Annotated in this window: 20 protein-coding genes and 2 tRNA genes; 6 read left to right on the top strand and 16 right to left on the bottom strand. The window is 60.6% G+C overall.

Going from position 1 to position 23,705, the window contains the following annotated elements; all coding sequences use genetic code 11:
- The 5 genes from HU750_RS25355 to HU750_RS25335 all read left to right on the top strand — a co-directional run.
- Positions 1 to 907 (top strand): phosphoglucose isomerase-related protein (locus HU750_RS25355; protein ID WP_514132429.1); only part of this gene is annotated, 907 nt, incomplete at its 5' end.
- Positions 908 to 1,071: 164 nt separating this feature from the next.
- On the top strand, positions 1,072 to 1,401 hold the full coding sequence (locus HU750_RS25350; protein ID WP_225935674.1) for a hypothetical protein: 330 nt from the start codon (positions 1,072 to 1,074) through the stop codon (positions 1,399 to 1,401).
- A gap of 131 nt (positions 1,402 to 1,532) precedes the next feature.
- Complete coding sequence (acs, locus tag HU750_RS25345) at positions 1,533 to 3,467, top strand: acetate--CoA ligase (protein WP_186683025.1); 1,935 nt, start codon at positions 1,533 to 1,535, stop codon at positions 3,465 to 3,467.
- Between the two features lie 41 nt (positions 3,468 to 3,508).
- Entirely contained in the window at positions 3,509 to 4,378 is an 870-nt protein-coding gene (locus HU750_RS25340; protein ID WP_099455344.1) for an oxygenase MpaB family protein, read from the top strand.
- A gap of 78 nt (positions 4,379 to 4,456) precedes the next feature.
- Entirely contained in the window at positions 4,457 to 7,387 is a 2,931-nt protein-coding gene (locus tag HU750_RS25335; protein ID WP_186683022.1) for a DUF748 domain-containing protein, read from the top strand.
- A 129-nt stretch (positions 7,388 to 7,516) separates the two neighbouring features.
- Here HU750_RS25335 and HU750_RS25330 read toward each other — a convergent pair whose 3' ends face one another.
- A complete protein-coding gene (locus HU750_RS25330; RefSeq protein WP_186683020.1) occupies positions 7,517 to 7,930 on the bottom strand; it encodes a VOC family protein in 414 nt (137 codons plus the stop codon).
- 60 nt (positions 7,931 to 7,990) lie between these two features.
- On the opposite strand from HU750_RS25330, the gene HU750_RS25325 reads away from it, so the two are divergent.
- A complete protein-coding gene (locus tag HU750_RS25325; RefSeq protein WP_027595019.1) occupies positions 7,991 to 8,293 on the top strand; it encodes a heme-binding protein in 303 nt (100 codons plus the stop codon).
- 79 nt (positions 8,294 to 8,372) lie between these two features.
- Here HU750_RS25325 and HU750_RS25320 read toward each other — a convergent pair whose 3' ends face one another.
- From HU750_RS25320 to ftsH, 15 genes are all read right to left on the bottom strand, one after another.
- Positions 8,373 to 8,723 carry a BON domain-containing protein gene (locus HU750_RS25320; RefSeq protein WP_012274238.1) on the bottom strand — a complete coding sequence of 117 codons (351 nt, stop codon included), beginning with the start codon at positions 8,721 to 8,723 and terminating at the stop codon, positions 8,373 to 8,375.
- A gap of 263 nt (positions 8,724 to 8,986) precedes the next feature.
- Entirely contained in the window at positions 8,987 to 11,092 is a 2,106-nt protein-coding gene (gene pnp / locus HU750_RS25315) for a polyribonucleotide nucleotidyltransferase (protein WP_027595020.1), read from the bottom strand.
- 247 nt (positions 11,093 to 11,339) lie between these two features.
- Entirely contained in the window at positions 11,340 to 11,609 is a 270-nt protein-coding gene (rpsO, locus tag HU750_RS25310; protein WP_012274241.1) for a 30S ribosomal protein S15, read from the bottom strand.
- A 147-nt stretch (positions 11,610 to 11,756) separates the two neighbouring features.
- Positions 11,757 to 12,674, bottom strand: coding sequence for a tRNA pseudouridine(55) synthase TruB (truB, locus tag HU750_RS25305; protein WP_027595021.1), 918 nt, complete (start codon positions 12,672 to 12,674; stop codon positions 11,757 to 11,759).
- A 3-nt stretch (positions 12,675 to 12,677) separates the two neighbouring features.
- The gene (gene rbfA / locus HU750_RS25300; RefSeq protein WP_027595022.1) at positions 12,678 to 13,076 is read right to left on the bottom strand and encodes a 30S ribosome-binding factor RbfA; all 399 of its coding nucleotides are present in this window, start codon (positions 13,074 to 13,076) and stop codon (positions 12,678 to 12,680) included.
- A gap of 116 nt (positions 13,077 to 13,192) precedes the next feature.
- Positions 13,193 to 15,721: a translation initiation factor IF-2 gene (gene infB, locus HU750_RS25295; RefSeq protein ID WP_085274238.1), complete on the bottom strand. Its 2,529-nt coding sequence runs from the start codon at positions 15,719 to 15,721 to the stop codon at positions 13,193 to 13,195.
- 27 nt (positions 15,722 to 15,748) lie between these two features.
- A complete protein-coding gene (gene nusA / locus HU750_RS25290) occupies positions 15,749 to 17,230 on the bottom strand; it encodes a transcription termination factor NusA (RefSeq protein ID WP_027595024.1) in 1,482 nt (493 codons plus the stop codon).
- Positions 17,231 to 17,289: 59 nt separating this feature from the next.
- A complete protein-coding gene (gene rimP, locus HU750_RS25285; protein ID WP_033694237.1) occupies positions 17,290 to 17,748 on the bottom strand; it encodes a ribosome maturation factor RimP in 459 nt (152 codons plus the stop codon).
- Between the two features lie 130 nt (positions 17,749 to 17,878).
- Positions 17,879 to 17,955 (bottom strand) — tRNA-Met (locus HU750_RS25280).
- A 99-nt stretch (positions 17,956 to 18,054) separates the two neighbouring features.
- A tRNA-Leu gene (locus HU750_RS25275) sits at positions 18,055 to 18,140 on the bottom strand.
- Positions 18,141 to 18,160: 20 nt separating this feature from the next.
- A complete protein-coding gene (secG, locus tag HU750_RS25270; RefSeq protein WP_186683018.1) occupies positions 18,161 to 18,556 on the bottom strand; it encodes a preprotein translocase subunit SecG in 396 nt (131 codons plus the stop codon).
- Between the two features lie 4 nt (positions 18,557 to 18,560).
- Positions 18,561 to 19,316: a triose-phosphate isomerase gene (tpiA, locus tag HU750_RS25265; protein WP_027595027.1), complete on the bottom strand. Its 756-nt coding sequence runs from the start codon at positions 19,314 to 19,316 to the stop codon at positions 18,561 to 18,563.
- 65 nt (positions 19,317 to 19,381) lie between these two features.
- Positions 19,382 to 20,722 carry a phosphoglucosamine mutase gene (gene glmM, locus HU750_RS25260; RefSeq protein ID WP_027595028.1) on the bottom strand — a complete coding sequence of 447 codons (1,341 nt, stop codon included), beginning with the start codon at positions 20,720 to 20,722 and terminating at the stop codon, positions 19,382 to 19,384.
- A 16-nt stretch (positions 20,723 to 20,738) separates the two neighbouring features.
- Entirely contained in the window at positions 20,739 to 21,590 is an 852-nt protein-coding gene (folP, locus tag HU750_RS25255) for a dihydropteroate synthase (RefSeq protein WP_027595029.1), read from the bottom strand.
- An 8-nt stretch (positions 21,591 to 21,598) separates the two neighbouring features.
- Positions 21,599 to 23,503, bottom strand: a complete 1,905-nt coding sequence (ftsH, locus tag HU750_RS25250; RefSeq protein WP_027595030.1) for an ATP-dependent zinc metalloprotease FtsH — start codon at positions 23,501 to 23,503, stop codon at positions 21,599 to 21,601.
- Positions 23,504 to 23,705: the final 202 nt, after the last annotated feature.

The following is a 23,705-nucleotide window of genomic DNA, read 5'->3' as shown; positions in this document are numbered from 1 at the left end:
CGCCGTCGCCTTCGGTATCCGTGAAGAGAACATCTTCCCGATGTGGGACTGGGTCGGTGGGCGCTATTCGCTGTGGTCGGCCATCGGCCTGCCGATCGCCTTGGCCATCGGCACCGCCAACTTCAAGGAGCTGCTGTCGGGTGCCTACACCATGGACCAGCACTTCCAGACCGCGCCGTTCGACAAGAACATGCCGGTGCTGCTGGCCCTGCTGGGCGTCTGGTATGGCAACTTCTGGGGCGCCCGCAGCCACGCGATCCTGCCGTACGACCACTACCTGCGCAACATCACTAAGCACTTGCAACAGCTGGACATGGAGTCCAATGGCAAGAGCGTCCTGCAGGATGGAACGCCGGTGCATACCGAAACCGGCCCGGTGATCTGGGGTGGCGTGGGCTGTAACGGCCAGCACGCCTACCACCAGTTGCTGCACCAGGGTACCCACCTCATTCCTGCTGACTTCATCGTGCCGGTGGTGAGCTTCAACCCGGTGGCCGACCACCATCAGTGGCTGTACGCCAACTGCCTGTCGCAGAGCCAGGCGCTGATGCTCGGCAAAACCCGCGATGAAGCCGAGACCGAGCTGCGCGCCAAAGGCCTGAACGAAGCCGACATCGAAAAGCTGGCCCCGCACAAGGTGATCCCGGGCAACCGCCCGAGCAACACCCTGGTGGTAGAGCGCATCAGCCCACGCCGCCTGGGCGCACTGGTGGCGATGTATGAGCACAAGGTCTTCGTGCAGAGCGTGATCTGGGGCATCAACGCCTTTGACCAATGGGGTGTGGAGCTGGGCAAAGAGCTGGGCAAAGGTGTCTACCAGCGCCTTGTCGGCAGCCTGGAAGACAGCGCCGAAGATGGCTCTACCCAGGGCCTGATCAACTACTTCCGCGGCCGTCACCGCGGTTGATGACACAGGGGCCGCTCAGCGGCCCTTACCCCACAGAAACCCATCACGCCTTCTCATTCACGGCCTGGCACATACGGTTACATCTTGCTAAGGTGCGCCACTTCAACAAATCCGAGTATGAGAGGGATCTTATGGACAGGCTGAAGGCCACGATATTTGGCAGCATGAAATCAGGCTATTACTTCCGTCAACTGGTGTTCGGCGCCATCATCGGCGCGATTTTCATCAGCGGCAAAGTCAACGCCTCGCCCGATCTGCCCGTTGGCGAAATCAGCATGGCGGTGATCAGCACGCTGCTGTATCCCTACGCGCGCTTCGTTTACGAAAGCATCGTCGGCTTCATCATGGGCAACAACCTGTTCGTCGTGCCCGCGCTGCTTATGCTGCTGGTCAAGGTCATCACCATGTTCATGTGCTGGTTCTTGGCCATCTTCATCGCGCCAATCGGGCTCGGTTACATTTATTGGAAGGTCGGTCGCCCGTCCGCCAACTGACCCCCACAAAGGGCTCACCGTCATGGTGGGCCCTTTGTCTTTCTCATCCAGACGAACCCCGCCTGACTACACTTGTCCATCGAATAGCCGTTGCAGTCCATCGCCCCCGACAAGCGCAAGGACCACCCGCCATGTTCGATATCCGCGACTACCCCCAGGCCCTGGCCGTCAGCCAGTCCGCCGCCCTCACTGACGACGATTACCGCCGCCTCTACCGCCAATCGGTGGAAGACCCCGACACCTTCTGGGCCGAGCAAGCCAAACGCCTGGACTGGATCAAACCCTGGTCGAGCGTGCACCAGTGCGACCTGAAAACCGGCCAGGCACGCTGGTTCGACGGTGGCCAGTTGAACGTGAGCTACAACTGCATCGACCGCCATCTGGCCACACGCGGTGAACAGACTGCCCTGCTCTGGGAGGGCGACGACCCGCAAGACGCCAAAGCCATCACCTACCGCGAACTGCACCGCCAGGTCTGCCGCTTGGCCAACGCCCTGAAGGCACGCGGCGTGAAGAAAGGCGACCGGGTGTGCATCTACATGCCGATGATTCCCAAGGCCGCCTTCGCCATGCTCGCCTGCACCCGGCTGGGCGCCGTGCACTCGGTGGTGTTCGGCGGCTTCTCGCCCGATGCCCTGCGTGACCGCATCCTCGATGCCGACTGCCGTACCGTGATCACCGCCGATGAAGGCATCCGCGGTGGCAAGCGCATTCCACTGAAGCTGAACGTCGACAAGGCCCTGGCCAGTTGCCCGAATGTCAGCAGCGTATTCGTTGTCCGGCGGACGGGGGGTGATGTGGCCTGGAGCGAGGGCCGCGACCTCTGGTATCACCAGGTGACGGAACACGCTGGCGACGACTGCCCACCTGAACCGATGGCGGCCGAAGACCCACTGTTCATCCTCTACACCTCCGGCAGCACCGGCAAACCCAAGGGCGTCCTGCACACCACTGCCGGCTACCTGCTGCAGGCCACCATGACCTTCAAGGTGGTGTTCGATTACCACGAGGGCGAAGTGTTCTGGTGCACCGCCGATGTAGGCTGGGTCACGGGCCACAGCTACATCGTCTATGGCCCGCTGGCCAATGGCGCGATTTCGCTGATGTTCGAAGGGGTACCCAACTACCCCGACACCTCGCGCTTTTGGCAGGTGGTCGACAAGCATCAGGTCAACATCTTCTACACCGCGCCAACGGCCTTGCGCGCCCTGATGCGCGAAGGCTCCGGGCCACTCCAGAGCACCTCACGCAAAAGCCTGCGCCTGCTCGGCAGCGTCGGCGAACCGATCAACCCGGAAGCGTGGGAATGGTACTTCGAGGAAGTCGGCCAAAAGCGCTGCCCGATCGTCGATACCTGGTGGCAGACCGAAACCGGCGGCATCATGCTCACGCCCCTGCCCAGCACGCAACGGCTCAAACCGGGTTGCGCGACCCAACCGATGTTCGGCGTACAGCCGGTGCTGCTGGATGAAAAAGGCACCCCCATTGAAGGCCCTGGCGCTGGCGTGCTGGCCATCAAAGCCAGCTGGCCCGGGCAGATTCGCAGCGTTTATGGTGACCACCAGCGCATGGTCGAAACCTACTTCAAACCCATGCCCGGCTACTACTTCACCGGCGACGGCGCACGCCGCGATGCCGACGGCGATTACTGGATCACCGGGCGCATCGACGACGTGATCAACGTCTCCGGCCACCGCATCGGCACCGCCGAAGTGGAAAGCGCCCTGGTGTTGCACGACAGCGTCGCCGAGGCCGCGGTGGTGGGCTACCCCCATGACCTCAAGGGCCAGGGTGTGTATGCCTTTGTCACCCCCATGAACGGCGTCGACCCCAGCGACGCGCTCAAGGCCGAATTGCTGGCCTTGGTCAGCAAGGAAATCGGCAGCTTCGCCAAACCGGAACTGATCCAGTGGGCACCGGCGCTGCCCAAAACCCGCTCGGGCAAGATCATGCGGCGTATACTGCGCAAAATCGCCTGCAACGAGCTGGAAAACCTGGGCGATACCTCGACCCTGGCCGACCCGAGTGTGGTTCAGGGCTTGATCGACAAACGTCTCAACCATTAGCTGGCGGCCCCTTTCATGGCCGCCCTGAACGACAGGTCGCCATGGAAGCCCTTCGCCGCCGCATCGAAACCCAGGTCATGAGCCTTACCGGGCTGGCCCTCGGCCAGCTCGACCTGGAATCGCCCAAGGGCGACCCTGGGCTGTTTGGCCCGCAGAGCATCAGCTGGCAAGTGCACGGCGATTTCCCAAGCATGCTGGTCGGCGGTATCAGTGCCCTCATGCTGCAACTGCTGCACCCGCTGGCGTTGGCCGGCGTGTGGGACCATTCGAACTTTCGCCAAGACCTGCTCGGCCGCTTGCGTCGCACCAGCCAGTTCATCTCCGGCACCACCTTTGGCTCGACCCGCGACGCCGAGTGGCTGATCGAAAAAGTCCGCACCATCCACCTGCAAGTCACCGGCACCGCCGCCGATGGCCGCCCGTATGCCGCCAGTGATCCTGGCTTGCTGACCTGGGTGCATGTGGCCGAAGTCAGCAGCTTCCTCGCGGCCCACCTGCGTTACCGCAACCCGCACCTGCCCCGCGCCGAGCAGGATGCCTACTACAACGAGATTGCCCTGATCGCCGAACGCCTGGGCGCGCGCGATGTGCCGCGCTCCTGCCAGCAGGTCGAGGACTACCTCAGGCACATGCGCCCGCAGCTGCAGTGCGATGCCCGTAGCCATGAGGTGGTCGACATCCTGCTTGCCGCCCCGGCGCCCAGCCGCCTGGCACAACCTGTCGGCAAGCTCATGCTGAACGCCGGCATCGACCTGCTGCCCGACTGGGCCCAAGCCATGCTCGGGCTGCAGCACGGGCCATTGCAGCGGCGCCTGATCCGCCTCGGCCTGCAACGCACTGCACCGGTTTTGCGCTGGGCCATGCGCGATGGTTCGGCGCACCGAGCGAAACGGCGAATGGGCATCGAATGAGGCGAATCGGTCGCCTCAGCGGAACTGATTTAACCTGCCATACTCCAAGCACTCCTGCTTAGACAGACGAAGCGACACATGTACAAAGGATTGATTCGCGCCCTCGGCGCCATGGTGGCTCTCGTAGCCCTCTACAGCCTGCTCGGCTTCCTCATTCTCCCCGGTGTCGCACTGCGCATTGCCAATCAGCAATTGGCGCAATATGCCACCGTGCCTGCTCACCTGCAGCGCATCGAGCTCAACCCCTTCAGCCTCGAACTGACCCTGTGGGGCCTGCAAATTGGCGAACCTGGCAAGGAACAGGTCGGCTTCGAGCGGCTCTATGCCAACCTTGCGCTCGACAGCGTGTGGAATGGCGCCTTGCACCTGACGGCGGTAGAGCTCGACAAACCGCGCAGCGAAGTGCTGTTCGCCAAGGGCGGGCAGCTCAACCTGACCCAGTTGTTCAAGCTGCCCCCCAGCGAAGCCAAGCCCGAGCAGCCGCCCAGCGACCCATTCCCGCTGCGCATCGGCAGCATCAAGCTCAACGAAGGTTACCTGCACTTCCAGGACGAGCGCCCGAGCGAGCCGATCGAGTTTCTGTACGACAACATGAACCTGGAGCTGAAAAACCTCAGCACTCTCCCGGACGACAATGCCGACATGACCCTGGTAGCGAAGGGCCCGTACGGCGGGCAGATCGACTGGAGTGGCACAATCAGCCTTTCGCCCATTGCTTCCGAAGGCACCCTGAAGGTCACCGACGGCAAGATGAAGGCGTTCTGGCCGTATGTGCGTGACGCCGTACCACTGGTGCTGGAAGAAGGCGTCATCAGCCTCGACACTCATTACACCTTCAACCTGTCCAAAGAGACCGAGCTGCTGCTGGACAACACCTCGGTAAAAGTGGCGCCGTTCGCCATCAAGGCTCCGGATGGCCGCCAACTGGTACGCCTGGCCAACCTCGAAGTCAGCGACACCTCTATCGACCTGGCCAAGCAAAAAGTCATCGTCGGCAAGATTCGCAGCGACAAGCTCGAAACCTGGGCCGCGTTGGAAAAAGACGGCCAGCTCGACTGGCAGAAGCTGTTCGCCAGCCAACCGGCCAAGGCCACGCCGAAAGAAAAGGCCGAGCCCGCCGCCGCCGAACCTACGCCTGCAGAAAAAGCCGCCCAAGCGCCGAGCAAGCCGTGGCAAGTGCTGCTCAAGGACGTCCAGCTGCGCAACTACAACGTGCACCTGGCAGACCGTAGCCAGAAAGAACCGGTGGCACTGGATGTCGGCCCGCTCAATGTCGACCTGCAAGGCTTCGACAGCCTCAACCAGTCGCCTTTCACGCTCAAACTCGACACCGGCGTGGGCAAACAAGGCAAATTGCAGGCTGCCGGCCAAGTGAATCTGGCGCCTGTCTGGGCCAAGCTGGATGTCAGCACACGCGACATCGACCTGCGTGTGGCCCAGGCCTACATCAGCCCGTTCATTCTGCTGGAGCTGCGCAGCGGCATGCTTGCCAGCGACCTCAAGGTCGACCTGAAAAGCACCGAGCCACTGGCCTTTAACGTCACCGGCAAGGCCCAGGTCAACCAGTTGCATACCCTCGACACGATCAAGAGCCGCGACTTCGTGAAATGGCAGCAGGTGAATGTCGATGGCCTGTCCTATGTGCACGGTGATGCCCTGTCGATCGACAAGGTGACCTTGCTGCAGCCCTATGCTCGCTTCATCATCAACGAAGACCGCACCACCAACGTCAACGACCTGCTAATCCCGCAGCCGGCCGATGCGCCGGCAGCCAAGGCCGCGAAACCGGCCAGCAGCGACAAGCCGTTGGGCATCCATATTGGCCAGATCGACATCAATGACGGCTCGGCCAACTTCGCCGACCTGTCCCTTACGCCCAACTTCGCCACCGCCGTGCAGCAGCTCAACGGCCAGATCGGCACCATCGACAACCGCAAGCCGAACCCGGCCAAGGTGGACATCAAGGGCAAGGTCGACCGCTATGCCCCGGTCACCATCAAAGGCGCGCTCAACCCGTTCAACCCGCTGGCCAGCCTGGATATCGCCACCAGCTTCAAGCGGGTCGAACTGACCACGCTGACGCCCTACTCCGGCAAGTTCGCGGGCTTCCGTATCCGCAAGGGGCGGCTCAACCTCGACCTGCATTACTTGATCACCAACGGCCAGCTCAAGGCCGAGAACAAAGTGGTGGTCGAGCAACTGCAGTTGGGCGAGAAGGTCGACAGCCCAGATGCCGTGGACCTGCCGATCCGCCTGGCGGTCGCGCTGCTCAAGGACACCGAGGGCAAGATTTCCATCGAGTTGCCGGTGACCGGTGACCTCAACAACCCGCAGTTCAGCGTCATGCCGATCGTCTGGCAAACCCTGCGCAACCTGGTGCTGCGCGCGGCCCAGGCACCCTTCAAGTTTATCGGCGGGCTGATTGCTGGCGGGGGTTCCGAAGACCTTGGCACTGTCGCGTTCGCCCCGGGCTCGAGTGAGCTCACGGGCGATGCTCAGTCCTCCCTGGACAAACTGGCCTCGGCGCTCAAAGAGCGCCCGGAACTGCGTCTGGAAATCGAAGGCACCAGTGCGCAGACCAGCGACGGCCCGCTGATCGCCCAGCAGCGCCTGGACCGCGAATACCAGGCCACCTGGTACAAGATCCTGCAACGTCGTGGCGACAAGGTGCCTGCCAATGCTTCGATGCTGGTGGTCGACGACAGCGACAAGCCGGCGATGCTCGAAGGCATCTACCGCACCCGCCTGAAGCAGCAACCACCGGCCGAATGGGAACAACTTGGCCGCGACGAGCGCACTGCCAAGCTGCGCGAGGCGGTGATCAAGTCCTGGGCCGAAAGTGCCGCGTTGCTACGCACGCTGGGCCAGGAGCGGGCCAGCAGCATCAAGGACTACCTGGTGGACAAAGGCAAGCTGGAAGATGACCGGGTGTACTTCATCGACACGACCCTGGGCAAGGCCGAGAGTGATGGCCGGGTAATTACACCGATGCACCTGGATGCCGAATGAGCCAGTGCTCGCCCCTTCGCGGGTAAACCCGCTCCCACAGGATCTGCGCTAGATTTGGAGGCTACACAGTTCGGGTGGGAGCGGGTTCACCCGCGAAGAGGCCAGTACAGTCACCGCAAGGCCATGCATTCAAACCAGCCGCTGCCCCGACACTGCCGGGTGATACAGCGGTTGCACCTTGTTCCCCGCCGGGTCCAGCAAATGGAAGCTGCGCGCCCCGTCACCGTGGTTGAACGGGCGGTCCAGCAGGGTCACCCCGTGCGCCTTGAAGTACTGATACCAAGCCTCCAGCTCCTCCACACTGTCGACGATGAAGCCGTAGTGATCGAGCGTCTGCAAGCCATTAGCGGCCCCGGCGCCGCGCCCCAATGACAGGTTGTCGTTACCGCAGGTCAGGTAGACCAGGTCTTCATTGGCGCGGTTGAGCACCTCCATGCCCAGCACGTCGACGTAAAAGCGCTCGCACTCCTCAAGGTTGGGTACCAATAAGGCAATGTGGCGCAAGCCGTTAAAGCGACCAGGGCGTTCAGGCAATTCAGACATTGGCGCGACTCCACTTTTGTATACAATTCACATAAGAATGTAAAACAAAAGGAGTGCCATGTGTATAGCCTGTTTATCAAGACACGCGTGAAGCCCGGTTGCGCCGAGGCTTTTCTGACGGCCATCAAGGTCAATGCCGCTGCATCAGTGGCCAACGAGCCAGGGTGCCTGGTGTTCGACGTCTCCCAGGACCGCCTAGACCCCGAGGTCATCTACCTCTACGAGATCTACCAGGACGACGCCGCCTATGAAGCACACACCCAGACGGCACACTTTCGCGACAGCCGCCCACTGGTTGAGCCGCTGATCGCCGAGCAGGACTGCTTCGAAAGCGATGTAATCGCCCGCAACCCGGGCTTTTGAAGCAGCCAAAGAAAAGCCCCGGCAGGTTGCCGGGGCTTTTTGTGTTGGTGGCCAAATCCTTTTGGCCGAGGGACGTCCCTTATTCGGACTTCAGGCCATCAGCCGAAACGGCCTGAACACCTTTGATCTTCTTGGCGATGGCAACTGCCATCTCTTTCTGCGCGTCAGTCACTGCCACATCAGAGGACAGCGATACGACACCTTTGTTGGTTTCAACCTTGATGTCGCTGCCAGGTACACCTTTCTCGGTCATCAGGTCAGCCTTCACCTTGGTGGTGATCCAAGTATCGGAAGTAGCTTCCTTGGCTTTGGTCACCTCACCGGCCGCCAGCGTCATAGGGGCCTGGGTGGACTGTTGGGCAAATGCCGCATTAGCCATGGTCAGGGTCAGAGCGGTAGCAGTAGCGGCAGCAATGGCGAACTTCTTCATGTGAGTCACTCCTGTTTTTCGAAAGGTCTGCGCCGTTGTTCCTGGCTGCAGGTATGAAGGTAGTTGCATGTGCTGTGCCAGCTTTTCCGCTTCGCTTAAATGCTTACAAATCAATGAGTTAGCATTTTCATCCAGTTGCATGAGTCGTGCATTTTGCAACCTGCGAGGTAAACCTGCGTGCAAGATGCAACTGTACAAAAGGTTCCCGTCAGGCGAAAAAAAAGAGCCCCGAAGGGCTCTTTTTTCTATTGCGCGTCAGTCGCTTAGACGCCGGAGGCCTTGGCCGCGGCAACGTCTTTGATCGACAGCTTGATACGGCCGCGGTTGTCCACGTCCAGTACCAGCACTTCGACTTCCTGACCTTCTTTCAGAATGTCGGTGACTTTCTCGACGCGAGCATCGCTCAGCATGGAGATGTGCACCAGGCCATCTTTGCCAGGCAGGATGTTGACGAAGGCACCGAAGTCAACGATGCGCTCGACCTTACCTACATAGATCTTGCCGATTTCGGCCTCGGCAGTGATGCCCAGGATGCGCTGACGGGCTGCTTCAGCTGCTTCCTTGGTTTCGCCGAAGATCTTGATCGAGCCGTCGTCTTCGATGTCGATCGAAGCCTTGGTCTCTTCGCAGATGGCGCGAATGGTGGCGCCGCCTTTGCCGATGACGTCACGGATCTTGTCGGTGTCAATCTTCATCGCGATCATGGTCGGAGCGTTGGCCGACAGCTCGGTACGCGACTGGCCGATGATCTGGTTCATCTGACCGAGGATGTTCAGGCGCGCTTCCAGGGCTTGGCCCAGGGCGATTTCCATGATCTCTTCGGTGATGCCGTTGATCTTGATGTCCATCTGCAGTGCAGTAACGCCTTTGGCGGTACCGGCAACCTTGAAGTCCATGTCGCCCAGGTGGTCTTCGTCACCCAGGATGTCGGTCAGGACCGCGAATTTCTCGCCTTCCTTGACCAGGCCCATGGCGATACCGGCAACCGGCGCCTTCATCGGCACACCCGCGTCCATCAGTGCCAGGGAAGCACCGCAGACCGAAGCCATCGAGCTCGAACCGTTGGACTCGGTGATTTCCGAAACCACACGGATGGTGTACGGGAACACGTCAGCGGCAGGCAGCATGGCCTGGACCGAGCGACGAGCCAGACGGCCGTGGCCGATTTCGCGACGGCCAGCACCGCCCATACGACCACACTCGCCAACCGAGAACGGCGGGAAGTTGTAGTGCAGCATGAAGGGGTCTTTCTTCTCGCCTTCGAGGGTGTCCAACAGCTGGGCGTCACGGGCAGTACCCAGGGTCGCAACGACCAGGGCCTGGGTTTCGCCACGGGTGAACAGCGCCGAACCGTGAGTCTTCGGCAGGACGCCGACTTCGATGTTCAGCGGGCGAACGGTCTTGGTGTCACGGCCATCGATACGCGGCTTGCCGTTGACGATGTTCTCGCGAACGGTGCGGTATTCGATTTCGCCGAAGATTTCTTTGACTTCGGAAGCCGATGGCTGGCCTTCTTCACCGGAGAACTTGGCGATCGCCTGATCGCGCAGCTCGCCCAGGCGCGCGTAGCGGTCGGCCTTGACGGTGATGGTGTAGCCCTGCGAAACAGCCTCGCCGAATTCAGCGCGGATGGCGTTGAACAGCTCGGTGTTGGCAACGGCAGGTTTCCAGTCCCAGGTCGGCTTGGCAGCTTCGGCGGCCAGCTCTTTAACAGCCTGGATAACAGCCTGGAATTCGTCGTGGGCGAACAGAACAGCGCCCAACATCTGGTCTTCGGTCAGCTCTTGGGCTTCCGATTCAACCATCAGAACGGCGTCGGAGGTACCGGCAACGACCATGTCCAGGCTCGAGGCAGCCAGTTGCTCGTAGGTCGGGTTCAGCAGGTAGCCGGTGCTTTCGTGGAAAGCAACGCGGGCGGCGCCGATCGGGCCTTCGAACGGAATGCCGGAGATTGCCAGGGCAGCCGAGGTACCGATCATCGCAGCGATGTCCGGATCGGTCTTCTTGCTGGTGGAAACCACGGTGCAGACGACCTGGACTTCGTTCATGAAGCCTTCAGGGAACAGCGGACGGATCGGACGGTCGATCAGGCGCGAGGTCAGGGTCTCTTTCTCGGAAGGACGGCCTTCACGCTTGAAGAAACCACCTGGGATCTTGCCGGCGGCGTAGGTCTTTTCCTGGTAGTGGACCGACAGAGGGAAGAAACCCTTGCCTGGATCGGCTTGCTTGGCACCGACCACGGTCACCAGCACGGTGACGTCGTTGTCTACAGTGACCAGCACTGCGCCGGTGGCCTGACGGGCAATACGGCCCGTTTCGAGAGTAACGGTCGATTGACCGAACTGGAATGTCTTGATTACCGGGTTCACGGTTTCCTACCTTTTCAGTGGCTCTTGGGGGAACTGGTTTCTTGCGAATTCTTGGGCAGAACGGGGAATCGGCCCCATTGACCGTCCAGATACAACACGAGGCTGGGAGCCTGGCCGAAGCGCGGAAAACCGCACAACGTAACCAGGCTGCCAGCCTCGGAGATACGCATGGCGCGCCCAAAGACAACGCTGCCAGGCAGCGTTGCCAATGCATGAGACGCCATGCACACCACTGACCAGGCCGCTATTAGCGACGCAGGCCCAGGCGACCGATCAGGGCGCTGTAACGAGTGGTGTCTTTGCCCTTCAGGTAGTCCAGCAGCTTACGACGCTGGTTAACCATACGGATCAGGCCACGACGCGAGTGGTGGTCTTTACCGTTGGCCTTGAAGTGGCCTTGCAGCTTGTTGATGTTCGCGGTCAGCAGAGCAACCTGAACTTCCGGGCTACCAGTGTCGCCAGCTGCTTGCTGGAAGTCGGTAACGATTTGAGCTTTTTCTTCAACGCTGAGGGCCATTTGGCTTCTCCTGATAACGGATCCCGCGAACGGGGTCCAATAGGCCAGGGACAAATCCCTGTATTAATAAGAAAGGTGTGACCGTGCCTACTGACAGCCACCCTTGATTCCGTAGGGTTCAGCCGAAGCCTCGCCCTGCGGTTTCGGTCATTCCGACCGAATCAACCGACGTGGCGCAATGCGCCCGTCTTCACTCACTTCACCGATACCGATGAAGCGCGCGTTGTGATCTTGTACCCGGACCATGCCAAACTGCGGCGCATCCGGCGCGCGTACTGCCTGCCCATGCAGCCAGTAGAACGCACTGTGTTCAGACAGGCTGACCATTGGCCAGTCCTGCAACCCGCTGTCGGAAGGCATCAGGAAGCGATCAAGCGCTTCGTTGCCGCCTTCGGCATGGGCCTGTTCGAGTGCTTCGAGGGTCACCGTCTGTGCCAGTGCGAAGGGCCCGGCCTGGGTCCTGCGCAACTCTGCGACATAGGCGCCACAGCCAAGGGCTTCGCCGATATCCTCCACCAGGGTGCGGATATAGGTGCCTTTGCTGCATCCTACACTGAGCCGTGCACGGGTGCCTTCGCACTCGAGCAACTCCAAGCGGTTAATAGTAACAGAACGCGCCTCGCGCTCCACTACCTCTCCAGCACGTGCCAGTTTGTACAGCGGCTGACCATCGCGCTTGAGTGCCGAGTACATTGGCGGTATCTGGCTGATCGGGCCGCGAAAACGTGGCAGCAGGGCCTCGATGTCGGCACGACCAACGGTCACCTCACGGGTCTGCAAAACCTCGCCTTCAGCATCGGCAGTATTGGTAGTCTGCCCCATCTGCATGACGGTTTCGTAGCCCTTGTCGGAATCGAGCAAGTACTGCGAAAACTTGGTCGCTTCACCGAAGCACAGTGGCAGCACGCCGGTGGCCAACGGATCGAGGCTGCCAGTGTGGCCAGCCTTCTCCGCATTGAGCAACCAGCGGACCTTCTGCAGTGCCGCGTTGGAGGTAAAGCCGAGCGGCTTGTCGAGCAGGATGATGCCGCTGACGTTGCGGCGAATACGTTTGACCTGGGCCACCGCTTACTCCTTGGTGTCCAGCTCGTCTGTATCCTTGTGCAAGCGGTCTTCGGCCACTGCACGCTCGATCAGCGCCGACAGGTGTACACCGCGGCTGACGCTTTCATCGAAGTGGAAATGCAGCTGGGGCACGCTGCGCAGTTGCATCGAACGCCCCAGGTGCAGACGCAGGAAGCTGGCGGCGCTGTTCAGCGCTTTCAGCGACTGCTTCACGGCGTCTGGCGTTTCCTCGCCCATGACGGTGATGTACACCTTGGCATGGCCCAGGTCGCGGCTGACGTCCACGGCAGTGATGGTCACCAGACCCACACGTGGGTCCTTGACTTCGCGGCGGATCAGTTCAGCCAGCTCGCGCTGCATCTGATCACCGATACGTTGGGTACGGCTATATTCTTTGGCCATTCTTGCTACCTGTAACTTAAAGCGGCAAACGCCCGGTCAGGCTGATGCCTGACCGGGCGCTACCTATAAAGGCGCCGCCAACCGCCCTGTAGCGGGGGCTTGCGGCAAGCTCGCCCTTAGAGGGTACGAGCCACCTGGACTTTCTCGAAGACTTCGATCTTGTCGCCGACCTTGACGTCGTTGTAGCTCTTGACGCCAATACCGCACTCCATGCCCGAACGTACTTCGGCAGCGTCGTCCTTGAAGCGACGCAGCGATTCCAGCTCGCCTTCGAAGATCACAACGTCTTCGCGCAGTACGCGGATCGGACGGTTGCGGTACACGGTACCTTCGATGACCATACAGCCAGCGATGGCGCCGAACTTCGGCGAACGGAACACGTCACGTACTTCGGCGACACCCAGGATGTTCTCGCGAACATCGCTGCCGAGCATGCCGGTCAGGGCTTTCTTGACGTCTTCGATGATGTCGTAGATCACGTTGTAGTAACGCATATCCAGACCTTCCTGCTCGACGATCTTGCGCGCACCGGCATCGGCACGCACGTTGAAGCCGAACAGCACCGCGTTGGACGCCAGCGCCAGGTTGGCGTCGCTCTCGGTGATACCACCTACGCCGCCACCGATCACGCGAACCTGAACTTCGTCGTTGCCCAGGCCGCCGAGCGAACCCTGCAGTGCTTCCAGGGAACCACGTACGTCGGTCTTGAGGACGATGTTGAGGGTCTTCTTCTCTTCTTGACCCATGGTCTCGAAGATGTTTTCCAGCTTGCCAGCGTGAGCACGGGCCAGCTTGACCTCGCGGTACTTGCCTTGACGGAACAGGGCAACTTCGCGGGCTTTCTTCTCGTCAGCCACCACCGACAGCTCGTCACCGGCTTCCGGGGTACCGTCCAGGCCAAGGATCTCGACCGGGATCGACGGGCCAGCTTCCTTCACAGGCTTGCCGTTCTCGTCGAGCATGGCACGTACGCGGCCATAGTTGGAGCCGCACAGGACCATGTCGCCCTGACGCAGCGTACCGTCCTGAACCAGGATGGTGGCCACTGGGCCGCGGCCCTTGTCCAGGCGCGATTCGACGACGACACCACGACCTGGGGCGGTCGGGGTAGCGGTCAGTTCGAGGATCTCGGCCTGCAGCAGAACGGCTTCGAGCAGTTCGTCAACACCGGTACCCATCTTGGCCGAAACCTTGACGAACGGCGTGTCACCACCCCAGTCCTCGGAGGTTACGCCTTCGACGGACAGCTCGTTGCGAATGCGGTCGAGGTCAGCACCTGGCTTGTCGATCTTGTTCACTGCGACAACCAGTGGGACGCCAGCAGCCTTGGCATGCTGAACGGCTTCACGGGTTTGCGGCATCACGCCGTCGTCCGCCGCCACCACCAGGATGACGATGTCGGTCGCCTTGGCACCACGAGCACGCATCTGAGTGAACGCAGCGTGGCCCGGGGTATCGAGGAAGGTGACCATGCCGCGGTCGGTTTCCACGTGGTAGGCGCCGATGTGCTGGGTGATACCGCCGGCTTCGCCAGCAGCAACCTTGGCACGACGGATGTAGTCGAGCAGCGAGGTCTTACCGTGGTCAACGTGGCCCATGACGGTAACGACCGGGGCACGCGATTCGGTTTGGCCTTCGAACTTCAGCGATTCGGCCAGGGAGTCTTCCAGGGCAGTATCGCTGACCAGGGTCACCTTGTGGCCCAGCTCTTCTGCGATCAGCTGAGCGGTTTCCTGGTCGAGCACCTGGTTGATGGTAACCGGGGTGCCCATCTTGAACATGAACTTGACCACTTCAGCGCCCTTGACGGACATCTGGTTGGCCAGTTCCGAGACCGTGATGGTCTCGCCGATGGTCACGTCACGGATGACGGGGCCGGTCGGGTTCTGGAAGCCGTGAGCATTACGCTTCTTCAGCTTGCCCTTGCCACCACGACCACGACGAGCGCCATCGCTCTCTTCGTCGGTGGTACGCGGAGCAGCACGCGGAGTCGGCGCCTTTTCCTTTTCCTTGACCTTGACCTTGATCGACACACGAGGCGCTTCGCCACGACGACGGTCGTCATCGCGAGTGCGGCTTTCGTTGCGACGGGTCTCGTCTTTTTTGCGTTCGGCGGCACGTGCGGCGGCATCTTCCGATGCAGGCGCGTCAGCGACTACAGGTGCCGGGGCAGGTGCAGCAGCGCTAGCAGCGGCAGCCGGTTTGGCAGCTGGGGCCGCAGGGGCGGCATCAGCGTGACGACGGGCCTGCTCTTCGTTGCGCTGGCGAACTTCGGCGTCAACCTTGTCGCGCGCAGCGTTTTCGGCCGCACGGCGCTCGTCCTGCTCGCGTTTTTGCTCAGCCTGGATTTCTTCCGGGCTGCGCTGAACGAATACTTTCTTCTTGCGTACTTCTACGCTGATGCTTTTGCTACCGGCGACACGCAGCGTGCTGGTGGTCTTGCGCTGCAAGGTAATCTTGCGCGGCTCTTCCGCCTTGCTCTTGTGGCTGCTTTTCAAATGAGTCAGCAGGGTCTGCTTCTCATTGTCGGTCACTACCTGACCGGCGTCGGTGTGCGGCAGACCTGCCTCACGCATCTGCTGCAGCAGGCGCTCTACCGGTGCCTCGACCTCTTGGGCCAGTTCTTTCACCGTGACTTGCGTCATGCACTTCTCTCCTCAGGCCGCGCCTAATTACTCGAACCAGTGGGCTCGGGCGGCCATGATCAACTTGCCGGCACGCTCTTCGTCGATGCCGTCGATGTCGAGCAGGTCGTCAATCGACTGCTCGGCCAGGTCTTCGCGGTTAACCACGCCGCGCACCGCCAGTTCCGCCGCCAGGTCCTTGTCCATGCCCTCAAGGGAGAGCAGGTCTTCGGCCGGATGGGCGTCTGCCAGTTTTTCTTCGGTAGCGATGGCCTTGGTCAACAAACGGTCCTTGGCTCGAGCGCGGAGCTCATTGACGATATCTTCGTCAAAGCCATCGATGTTGAGCATTTCTTCCAACGGTACGTAGGCAATTTCTTCGAGGCTGGTAAAGCCTTCGTCGACCAGCACTTGGGCCAGCTCCTCGTCGACTTCCAGTTCATCGATGAAATTGCGCAGGATGTCACCGGTTTCTGCTTGCTGCTTGGCCTGGATGTCCTTTTCGGTCATCACGTTCAAGGTCCAGCCGGTCAACTGACTGGCCAAACGAACGTTCTGACCGCCACGACCAATGGCCTGGGCAAGGTTGTCTTCGGCGACGGCGATGTCCATGGCATGGGCATCCTCGTCAACGATAATCGCCGCGACTTCAGCCGGCGACATAGCGTTGATGACGAACTGCGCCGGGTTATCGTCCCAGAGGACGATATCCACACGCTCACCACCCAACTCTCCGGATACGGCTTGGACGCGCGAACCGCGCATGCCGATACAGGCACCTTGCGGGTCGATACGCTTGTCCTTGGAGCGGACGGCGATCTTGGCTCGCGACCCCGGATCACGGGATGCAGCCATGACTTCAATGAGACCCTCGGCAATTTCCGGCACTTCGATGCGGAACAGCTCGATCAGCATCTGTGGCGCAGTGCGCGACAGGATCAGCTGAGGGCCACGGTTTTCAGTGCGGATTTCCTTGAGCAGTGCACGCAGGCGCACACCCACACGGAAAGTCTCGCGGGGAATGATGTCTTCGCGAGCCAACAAGGCCTCGGCGTTGTTGCCCAGGTCAACGATGACGTTGTCGCGGGTAACTTTTTTGACGGTACCGGAGATGATCTCACCCACGCGTTCGCGGTAGGCATCGACCACCTGGGCGCGCTCGGCCTCACGGACCTTCTGCACGATGACCTGCTTGGCGGTCTGGGCGGCGATACGACCGAACTCGATAGACTCGATCTTCTCCTCGATCACGTCACCGACCTTGGCTTCAGGGTGGGTCTCGTGAATCTTGCTCAACCAGGTCTCGATCGCCGGATCATCAAGATCGGCTTCATCGACCACGGTCCAGCGACGGAAGGTCTCGTAGCTACCGGTGTGGCGGTTGATTTCCACACGCAGGTCGACTTCGTCCTCAAAACGTTTTTTGGTTGCAGTGGCCAGGGCCACTTCCAGCGCTTCGAAAATGACGCCGGGCGGTACACCTTTTTCGTTGGATACCGATTCAACAACCAGCAGTACTTCTTTGCTCATCGTACGCCTCGCCTTGCGCAAGCCATTGGGCCCGGATAGTCCGCCGGGCCCGGCACGTCTCAGTCAAAACTGGGAATAATATTGGCCTTGTCGATCGAGTCGATCGGCAACAGGAACTCTTGATTGTCCACCTGGACCACCACATCCTGCTCCTCCACACCGCGGAGAAGGCCCTGGAAGTTACGACGACCCTCGAAGGGTGAGCGCAGCTTGATCTTCACTTGTTCGCCGGCATGCGAGGCAAACTGTTCCAGAGTGAACAGCGGGCGATCCATGCCTGGAGACGACACTTCAAGGGTATATTCACTGCTGATCGGATCTTCCACATCAAGAATGGCGCTGGCCTGACGGCTGACTGCTTCGCAGTCGTCAACCAGGATCCCGTCTTCCTTATCGATGTAGATGCGCAGTACCGAATGCTTACCCTGGGAAACGTACTCGATCCCCCAGCACTGATAGCCCAGACCCTCGACAACCGGGGCCAACAAGGCCTGCAACTGTTCTAGCTTGCTCGACACCTGAACCCCCTCGTGCATGCTGTGCAAATAAAAAATGGGCGAAGCGCCCATCCCTGAAAGCGCCGTTGGACAACGACGCCGAAAACTGTTCGGCTAGCAAAAAGCCCCTGAAAAGGGGCTCCGCTGAAGCTGGTTGCGGGGGCTGGATTTGAACCAACGACCTTCGGGTTATGAGCCCGACGAGCTACCAAGCTGCTCCACCCCGCGACAAAGCTGGGGCGAAAGTATAAGACTGAACCCAGTGCTGGGTCAATCCGACCTCCACCTACAAGAAAGCCCGCATAAAGCGGGCTCTCTTGCTTCAATTGGTACCGAGAAGGGGACTCGAACCCCTACACCCTATGGGCACAACCACCTCAAGGTTGCGTGTCTACCAATTCCACCACCTCGGCAATACTACATTTGAAACCCGTTACTTCTGCTCTTCTGCCGGAGGAGGTACATCACCCGTTGTAGGGGCAGTTTCGCTCTTCTGCTGTTGGAGCACCGGTACATCATCATTTACTGCCGGCTTCTGCTCTTTCACTTCCAATACTGCTGGATCTGGAAGGCCCGCCTGGTTCAGCTTTTGAGCTTGTTCCTTGGCGAAGTATCCTAACCCAAGTGCTGTCAAAAAGAAAGTGGCAGCGAGTATTGCAGTGAATTTACTTAGGAAGGTTGCAGAACCTTGGCTTCCGAACACAGTGTTTGAGGCCCCTGCGCCGAAAGATGCACCTGCTTCCGCACCTTTACCCTGTTGTAACAGTACCAGCACTACTAGCGACAGCGCTGCCAACAGATGAAAAACAACGATGACTGTTTCCAGCATTTGTTCAGTTTCCTGCGGCGCGACAAATTGCACCGAATTCGTCTGCGTTCAGGGACGCTCCACCAATGAGCCCCCCATCGATATCCGGCATGCCGAACAGTTCGGCCGCATTGGCCGCCTTCACGCTGCCGCCGTAGAGCAGCTGCACCTTCGCAGCCACTTCAGCATCTTCTGCCGCCAGCTGACTACGGATGGCGGCGTGCACATCCTGAGCCTGCTGTGGCGTGGCCGTTAAGCCAGTGCCGATGGCCCATACAGGCTCATAAGCAATTACTGCATTGGCAAAAGCCTTAACACCGAACGCTTCGATGATACTGCTTAGTTGACGCCCGACAACTTCGAGTGTCTTGCCAGCCTCGCGCTCTTCAAGGGTTTCCCCTATGCACAGCACCGGCTTCAAACCTTTAGCCTGTGCGGCTGCAAACTTGCGGTTAAGCACTTCGTCGGTTTCACCAATGATCTGGCGACGCTCCGAATGCCCAACCAACACCAACTTGCAGCCCACTTCGGCCAGCTGTTCCGGACAAACTTCGCCGGTAAGCGCACCCTGTTCGGGTTGTACAGCAGAATTCTGTGCGCCGACAGTTATTTCTTTACCTGCCAGGCCATCAATCACTTGATTGATGAACAAGGCCGGTGGAAACACCGCGACTTCCACTCCGCTCGGCAGGGCGAGATTGCTCAAGCCCTCGGTCAGCTCAGCGACGCTGGCGCGGGTACCGTGCATCTTCCAGTTACCAGCTACCATAGGGCGACGCATGCTTTACCTCGTCGGTCAAAGTGGGCGCAGATCTTACCCAACCAGATCTGCGCTGGCAAGCGCCTTCAGACACAAACTTCGCCGACCAGTTTCGCCAGCGCTTCGGCATGGGCGCGAACCTGACTTTCGTCATCGCCTTCGACCATCACGCGCACCAACGGCTCGGTACCCGACTTGCGCAGCAACACACGCCCGCGACCGGCCATCGCCTCGGTCACCTTGGCACTGGCTTCCTTGACTGCTGGGTGCTCCAGCGGGTCGACCTTGCTTGCCCCGTAGCGCACGTTGATCAGCACCTGTGGGCACTTGCGCAGGGCCTGACGGGCCTGGGCCAGGGTTTCGCCGCGACGCTTGAGCGCCATCAGCACCTGCAGCGCGGCAATGATCGCATCACCGGTGGTGGTGTGGTTGCAGCACACGACATGCCCGGAGTTTTCGCCACCGATCAGCCACTCGCGCTCGAGCAGTTCGGCCATGACGTAACGGTCGCCGACCTTGGCCCGCACAAACGGGATATCCAGATCCTTGAGCGCGAGCTCAAGGCCCAGGTTGCTCATCAGCGTACCCACTACCCCGCCCTGCAGCTTGCCGCGGTCGTGCAGATCACGGGCGATGATGAACAGCAGTTCGTCACCGTCGATGATGGCACCGGTGTGGTCGACCATCAGCACCCGATCGCCGTCGCCGTCAAAGGCGATGCCCAGGTCAGCATGACCGACCAGCACGGCCGCCTGCAGCGACTCGATATGGGTCGAACCGCACCCTTCGTTGATGTTCAGGCCATCTGGCTGAGCATGCAGAATGGTCACGTCAGCACCCAGCTCGCGGAACACGCTCGGCGCGACCTTGTAGGTGGCACCATGGGCACAATCGACCACCAGCTTGAGGCCTTCGAAGCTGGTGCTCGAGGGCACGCTGCTCTTGCAGAACTCGATGTAGCGGCCGGCGGCGTCGTTGATGCGCGAAACCTTGCCCAGCTTGCTCGACTCGACCACCGTCATGGGCTGATCGAGCAATTCCTCGATCATCAGCTCGACTTCGTCAGGCAGCTTGGTGCCTTGCCCGGAGAAGAACTTGATGCCGTTGTCGTCGTGCGGGTTGTGCGAGGCACTGATGACGATACCGGCTTCGGCGTGGAACGTACGCGTAAGGTAGGCGATGGCCGGCGTCGGCATCGGCCCGAGCAGCATCACGTCGGCACCGGCTGCAGACAGCCCCGCCTCGAGCGCGGACTCGAACATGTAACCGGAAATACGCGTGTCCTTGCCCACCAGCACACGGCAATGGCCCTGCTTGCGGAAGGCCATGCCGGCGGCCCAGCCGAGTTTCAGCATGAAGTCCGGCGTGATCGGGTATTCGCCGACGCGGCCACGAATGCCGTCGGTACCAAAGTATTTTCTGCTCATAGCGGCTCCAATATTCTTATTCGGCGTTTTGTACCGCAGCGATCATGCGCACTACATCGACAGTTTCGGCCACATCATGGACGCGAAGGATGCTCGCGCCCTTGGTCATGGCCAACGCTGCCAGCGCCAGGCTGCCGTACAGACGCTCGCCGACCGGACGATCCAGCGTCAGGCCGATCATGCTCTTTCGTGAAACACCCACCAGCAGTGGGCGCCCAAGGCGATAGAGCGCTTCCATGTGTTTGAACAGGCTTAGGTTATGCGCCAATGTCTTGGCGAAACCGAAGCCCGGGTCAAGAATGATTTTGTCTGCAGGGATGCCCGCCGCAGCACAGGCGGCCATCCGCTGTTCAAGATATCGCGTTACGTCGGCCGTCACATCATCGTAGTGCGGGTCGTCCTGCATATTGCCCGGCTCACCGCGCATATGCATCAGGCACACCGGCAGGCCGGTGTCCGCCGCCGCATCCAGGGCGCCATCGCGCTCCAGGGCACGAACGTCGTTGATCAGGCCAGCCCCCAGCCGTGCGGATTCACGAATGACCGCAGGCGTGGAGGTATCGACCGAAATGACCACGTCCAGACGACTGTTGATCGCCTCGACCATCGGTGCCACGCGTTCGATTTCTTCGATCACGGACACCGCACGCGCGCCAGGGCGCGTCGATTCGCCACCGATGTCGATCAGCGTGGCGCCCGCGGCAACCATGGCTTCGGCATGGCGCAGCGCAGCATCGCGCTGGCTGAAGCGCCCGCCATCGGAGAATGAGTCGGGGGTGATATTGAGAATACCCATGACATGGGTACGCGACAAATCAAGAACCCGGTTGCCGCAAGGCAACCGGGTTGGGTACTGCACTGAACTCATAGATGCCCTTAGTGTTGAGCCGCTGGGCCGCCGATTGGCGATTCCGGGCGGTCACCCTGAGCTGCAGGGTTGCCCGAAGCCGAGTCACCATCCCAATCCCGCGGTTCGCGAGGGGTACGGCCCGACATGATGTCGTCGATCTGGTCGGCGTCAATGGTCTCGTACTTCATCAGCGCTTCGGCCATGGCATCGAGCTTGTCGCGGTTGTCGGTGAGCAGCTGCTTGGCCGTGGCGTAGCACTGGTCGATGATGCTGCGCACTTCCGAGTCGATCAGCTTGGCGGTTTCACCCGAGACGCTGGCGTGCTGGCTGCCGGCGCTACGACCGAGGAACACCTCGCCCTCTTCTTCGGCATACATCAGCGGGCCGAGTTTCTCGGAAAGGCCCCACTTGGTGACCATGTTCCGGGCAATCTGGCTGGCGCGCATGATGTCGTTGGAGGCACCGGTGGTGACGCCATCGAAGCCCAGGGTCATTTCTTCGGCGATACGGCCGCCGTACAGCGAGCAGATCTGGCTGATCAGCGCGCGCTTGGACAGGCTGTAACGGTCTTCCTCAGGCAGGAACATGGTGACACCCAGGGCACGACCACGGGGGATGATCGACACCTTGTAGACCGGGTCATGCTCAGGCACCAGTCGACCGACGATGGCGTGACCGGCTTCGTGGTAGGCGGTGTTCTGTTTTTCTTTCTCGGACATGACCATGGTTTTGCGCTCGGCGCCCATCATGATCTTGTCTTTGGCCAGCTCGAACTCTTTCATTTCGACCAGGCGCTTGTTGGAGCGCGCGGCAAACAGCGAAGCTTCGTTGACCAGGTTGGCCAGGTCTGCACCGGAGAAGCCTGGGGTACCACGGGCAATGACCGCCGGGTTGACGTTCTCGCCAATCGGCACCTTGCGCATGTGCACTTTAAGAATTTGCTCACGGCCACGGATGTCTGGCAGGCCCACAACGACCTGACGGTCGAAGCGCCCAGGACGCAGCAGCGCAGGGTCCAGCACGTCCGGACGGTTGGTGGCGGCAATGACGATGATGCCATCGTTCATTTCGAAGCCGTCCATCTCTACCAGCAACTGGTTGAGGGTTTGCTCACGCTCATCGTGACCACCGCCCATGCCGGCGCCACGGTGGCGACCAACGGCGTCGATTTCGTCGATGAAGATGATGCACGGGGCGTGCTTCTTGGCCTGTTCGAACATGTCACGCACACGGCTCGCACCGACACCGACGAACATTTCGACGAAGTCCGAACCGGAAATGGTGAAGAACGGCACTTTCGCCTCACCTGCGATGGCCTTGGCCAACAGGGTCTTACCGGTACCGGGTGGGCCAACCATCAGCACGCCGCGCGGAATACGACCGCCGAGGCGCTGGAACTTGCCCGGGTCGCGCAGGAACTCGACCAGCTCGCCGACTTCTTCCTTGGCTTCGTCGCAACCGGCGACGTCAGCCAGGGTGGTCTTGACCTGGTCTTCGGACAGCAGGCGCGCCTTGCTCTTGCCGAAACTCATCGGCCCGCCCTTACCGCCCGCGCCACCTTGCATCTGGCGCATGAAGAACATGAACACGGCAATGATCACCAGGATCGGGAAGCTGGCGACCAGCAACTGCGTCCAGATGCTCTGCTGTTCAGGCTGCTTGCCTTCGACGACCACGTGGTTGTCGACCAGGTCGCCGATCAGGCCGTTGTCGGTAATGGCCGGGCGCACGGTCTTGAAGTTGTCGCCGTCGGCACGCTTGCCGGTAATGATGTAGCCGTCGACGGTCACGCGCTCGACTTTCCCGTCTTTAACCTGCTGGATGAAGTCGGAGTAGTTGAGGGTCTGCGGCTCGTTAGGGCTGGAGAAGTTGTTCATCACTGTCACCAGGACAGCTGCGATGATCAACCACAGGATCAGATTCTTTGCCATGTCGTTCAATTCGCTACCCTCTGAGGCCGGCGCACGACGCAGCCGTGCCTCGCATGATATTCATCGCCCTAACTTACTACATTACCTACGCATCCGCAGGCACCGTCTGTAACCCTTTGTGAAACCTAGACTACACGAAGTTCGGACGATACAGACGGAGCGGCCGATTGGAATTAACTATCGACCACCCCGTGGCACGCCT

This window comes from Pseudomonas sp. SWRI50, assembly GCF_014269095.1.
In the GTDB taxonomy this organism is placed as follows: domain Bacteria; phylum Pseudomonadota; class Gammaproteobacteria; order Pseudomonadales; family Pseudomonadaceae; genus Aquipseudomonas; species Aquipseudomonas kermanshahensis.
This window is presented reverse-complemented; position numbering and strand designations above follow the sequence as displayed.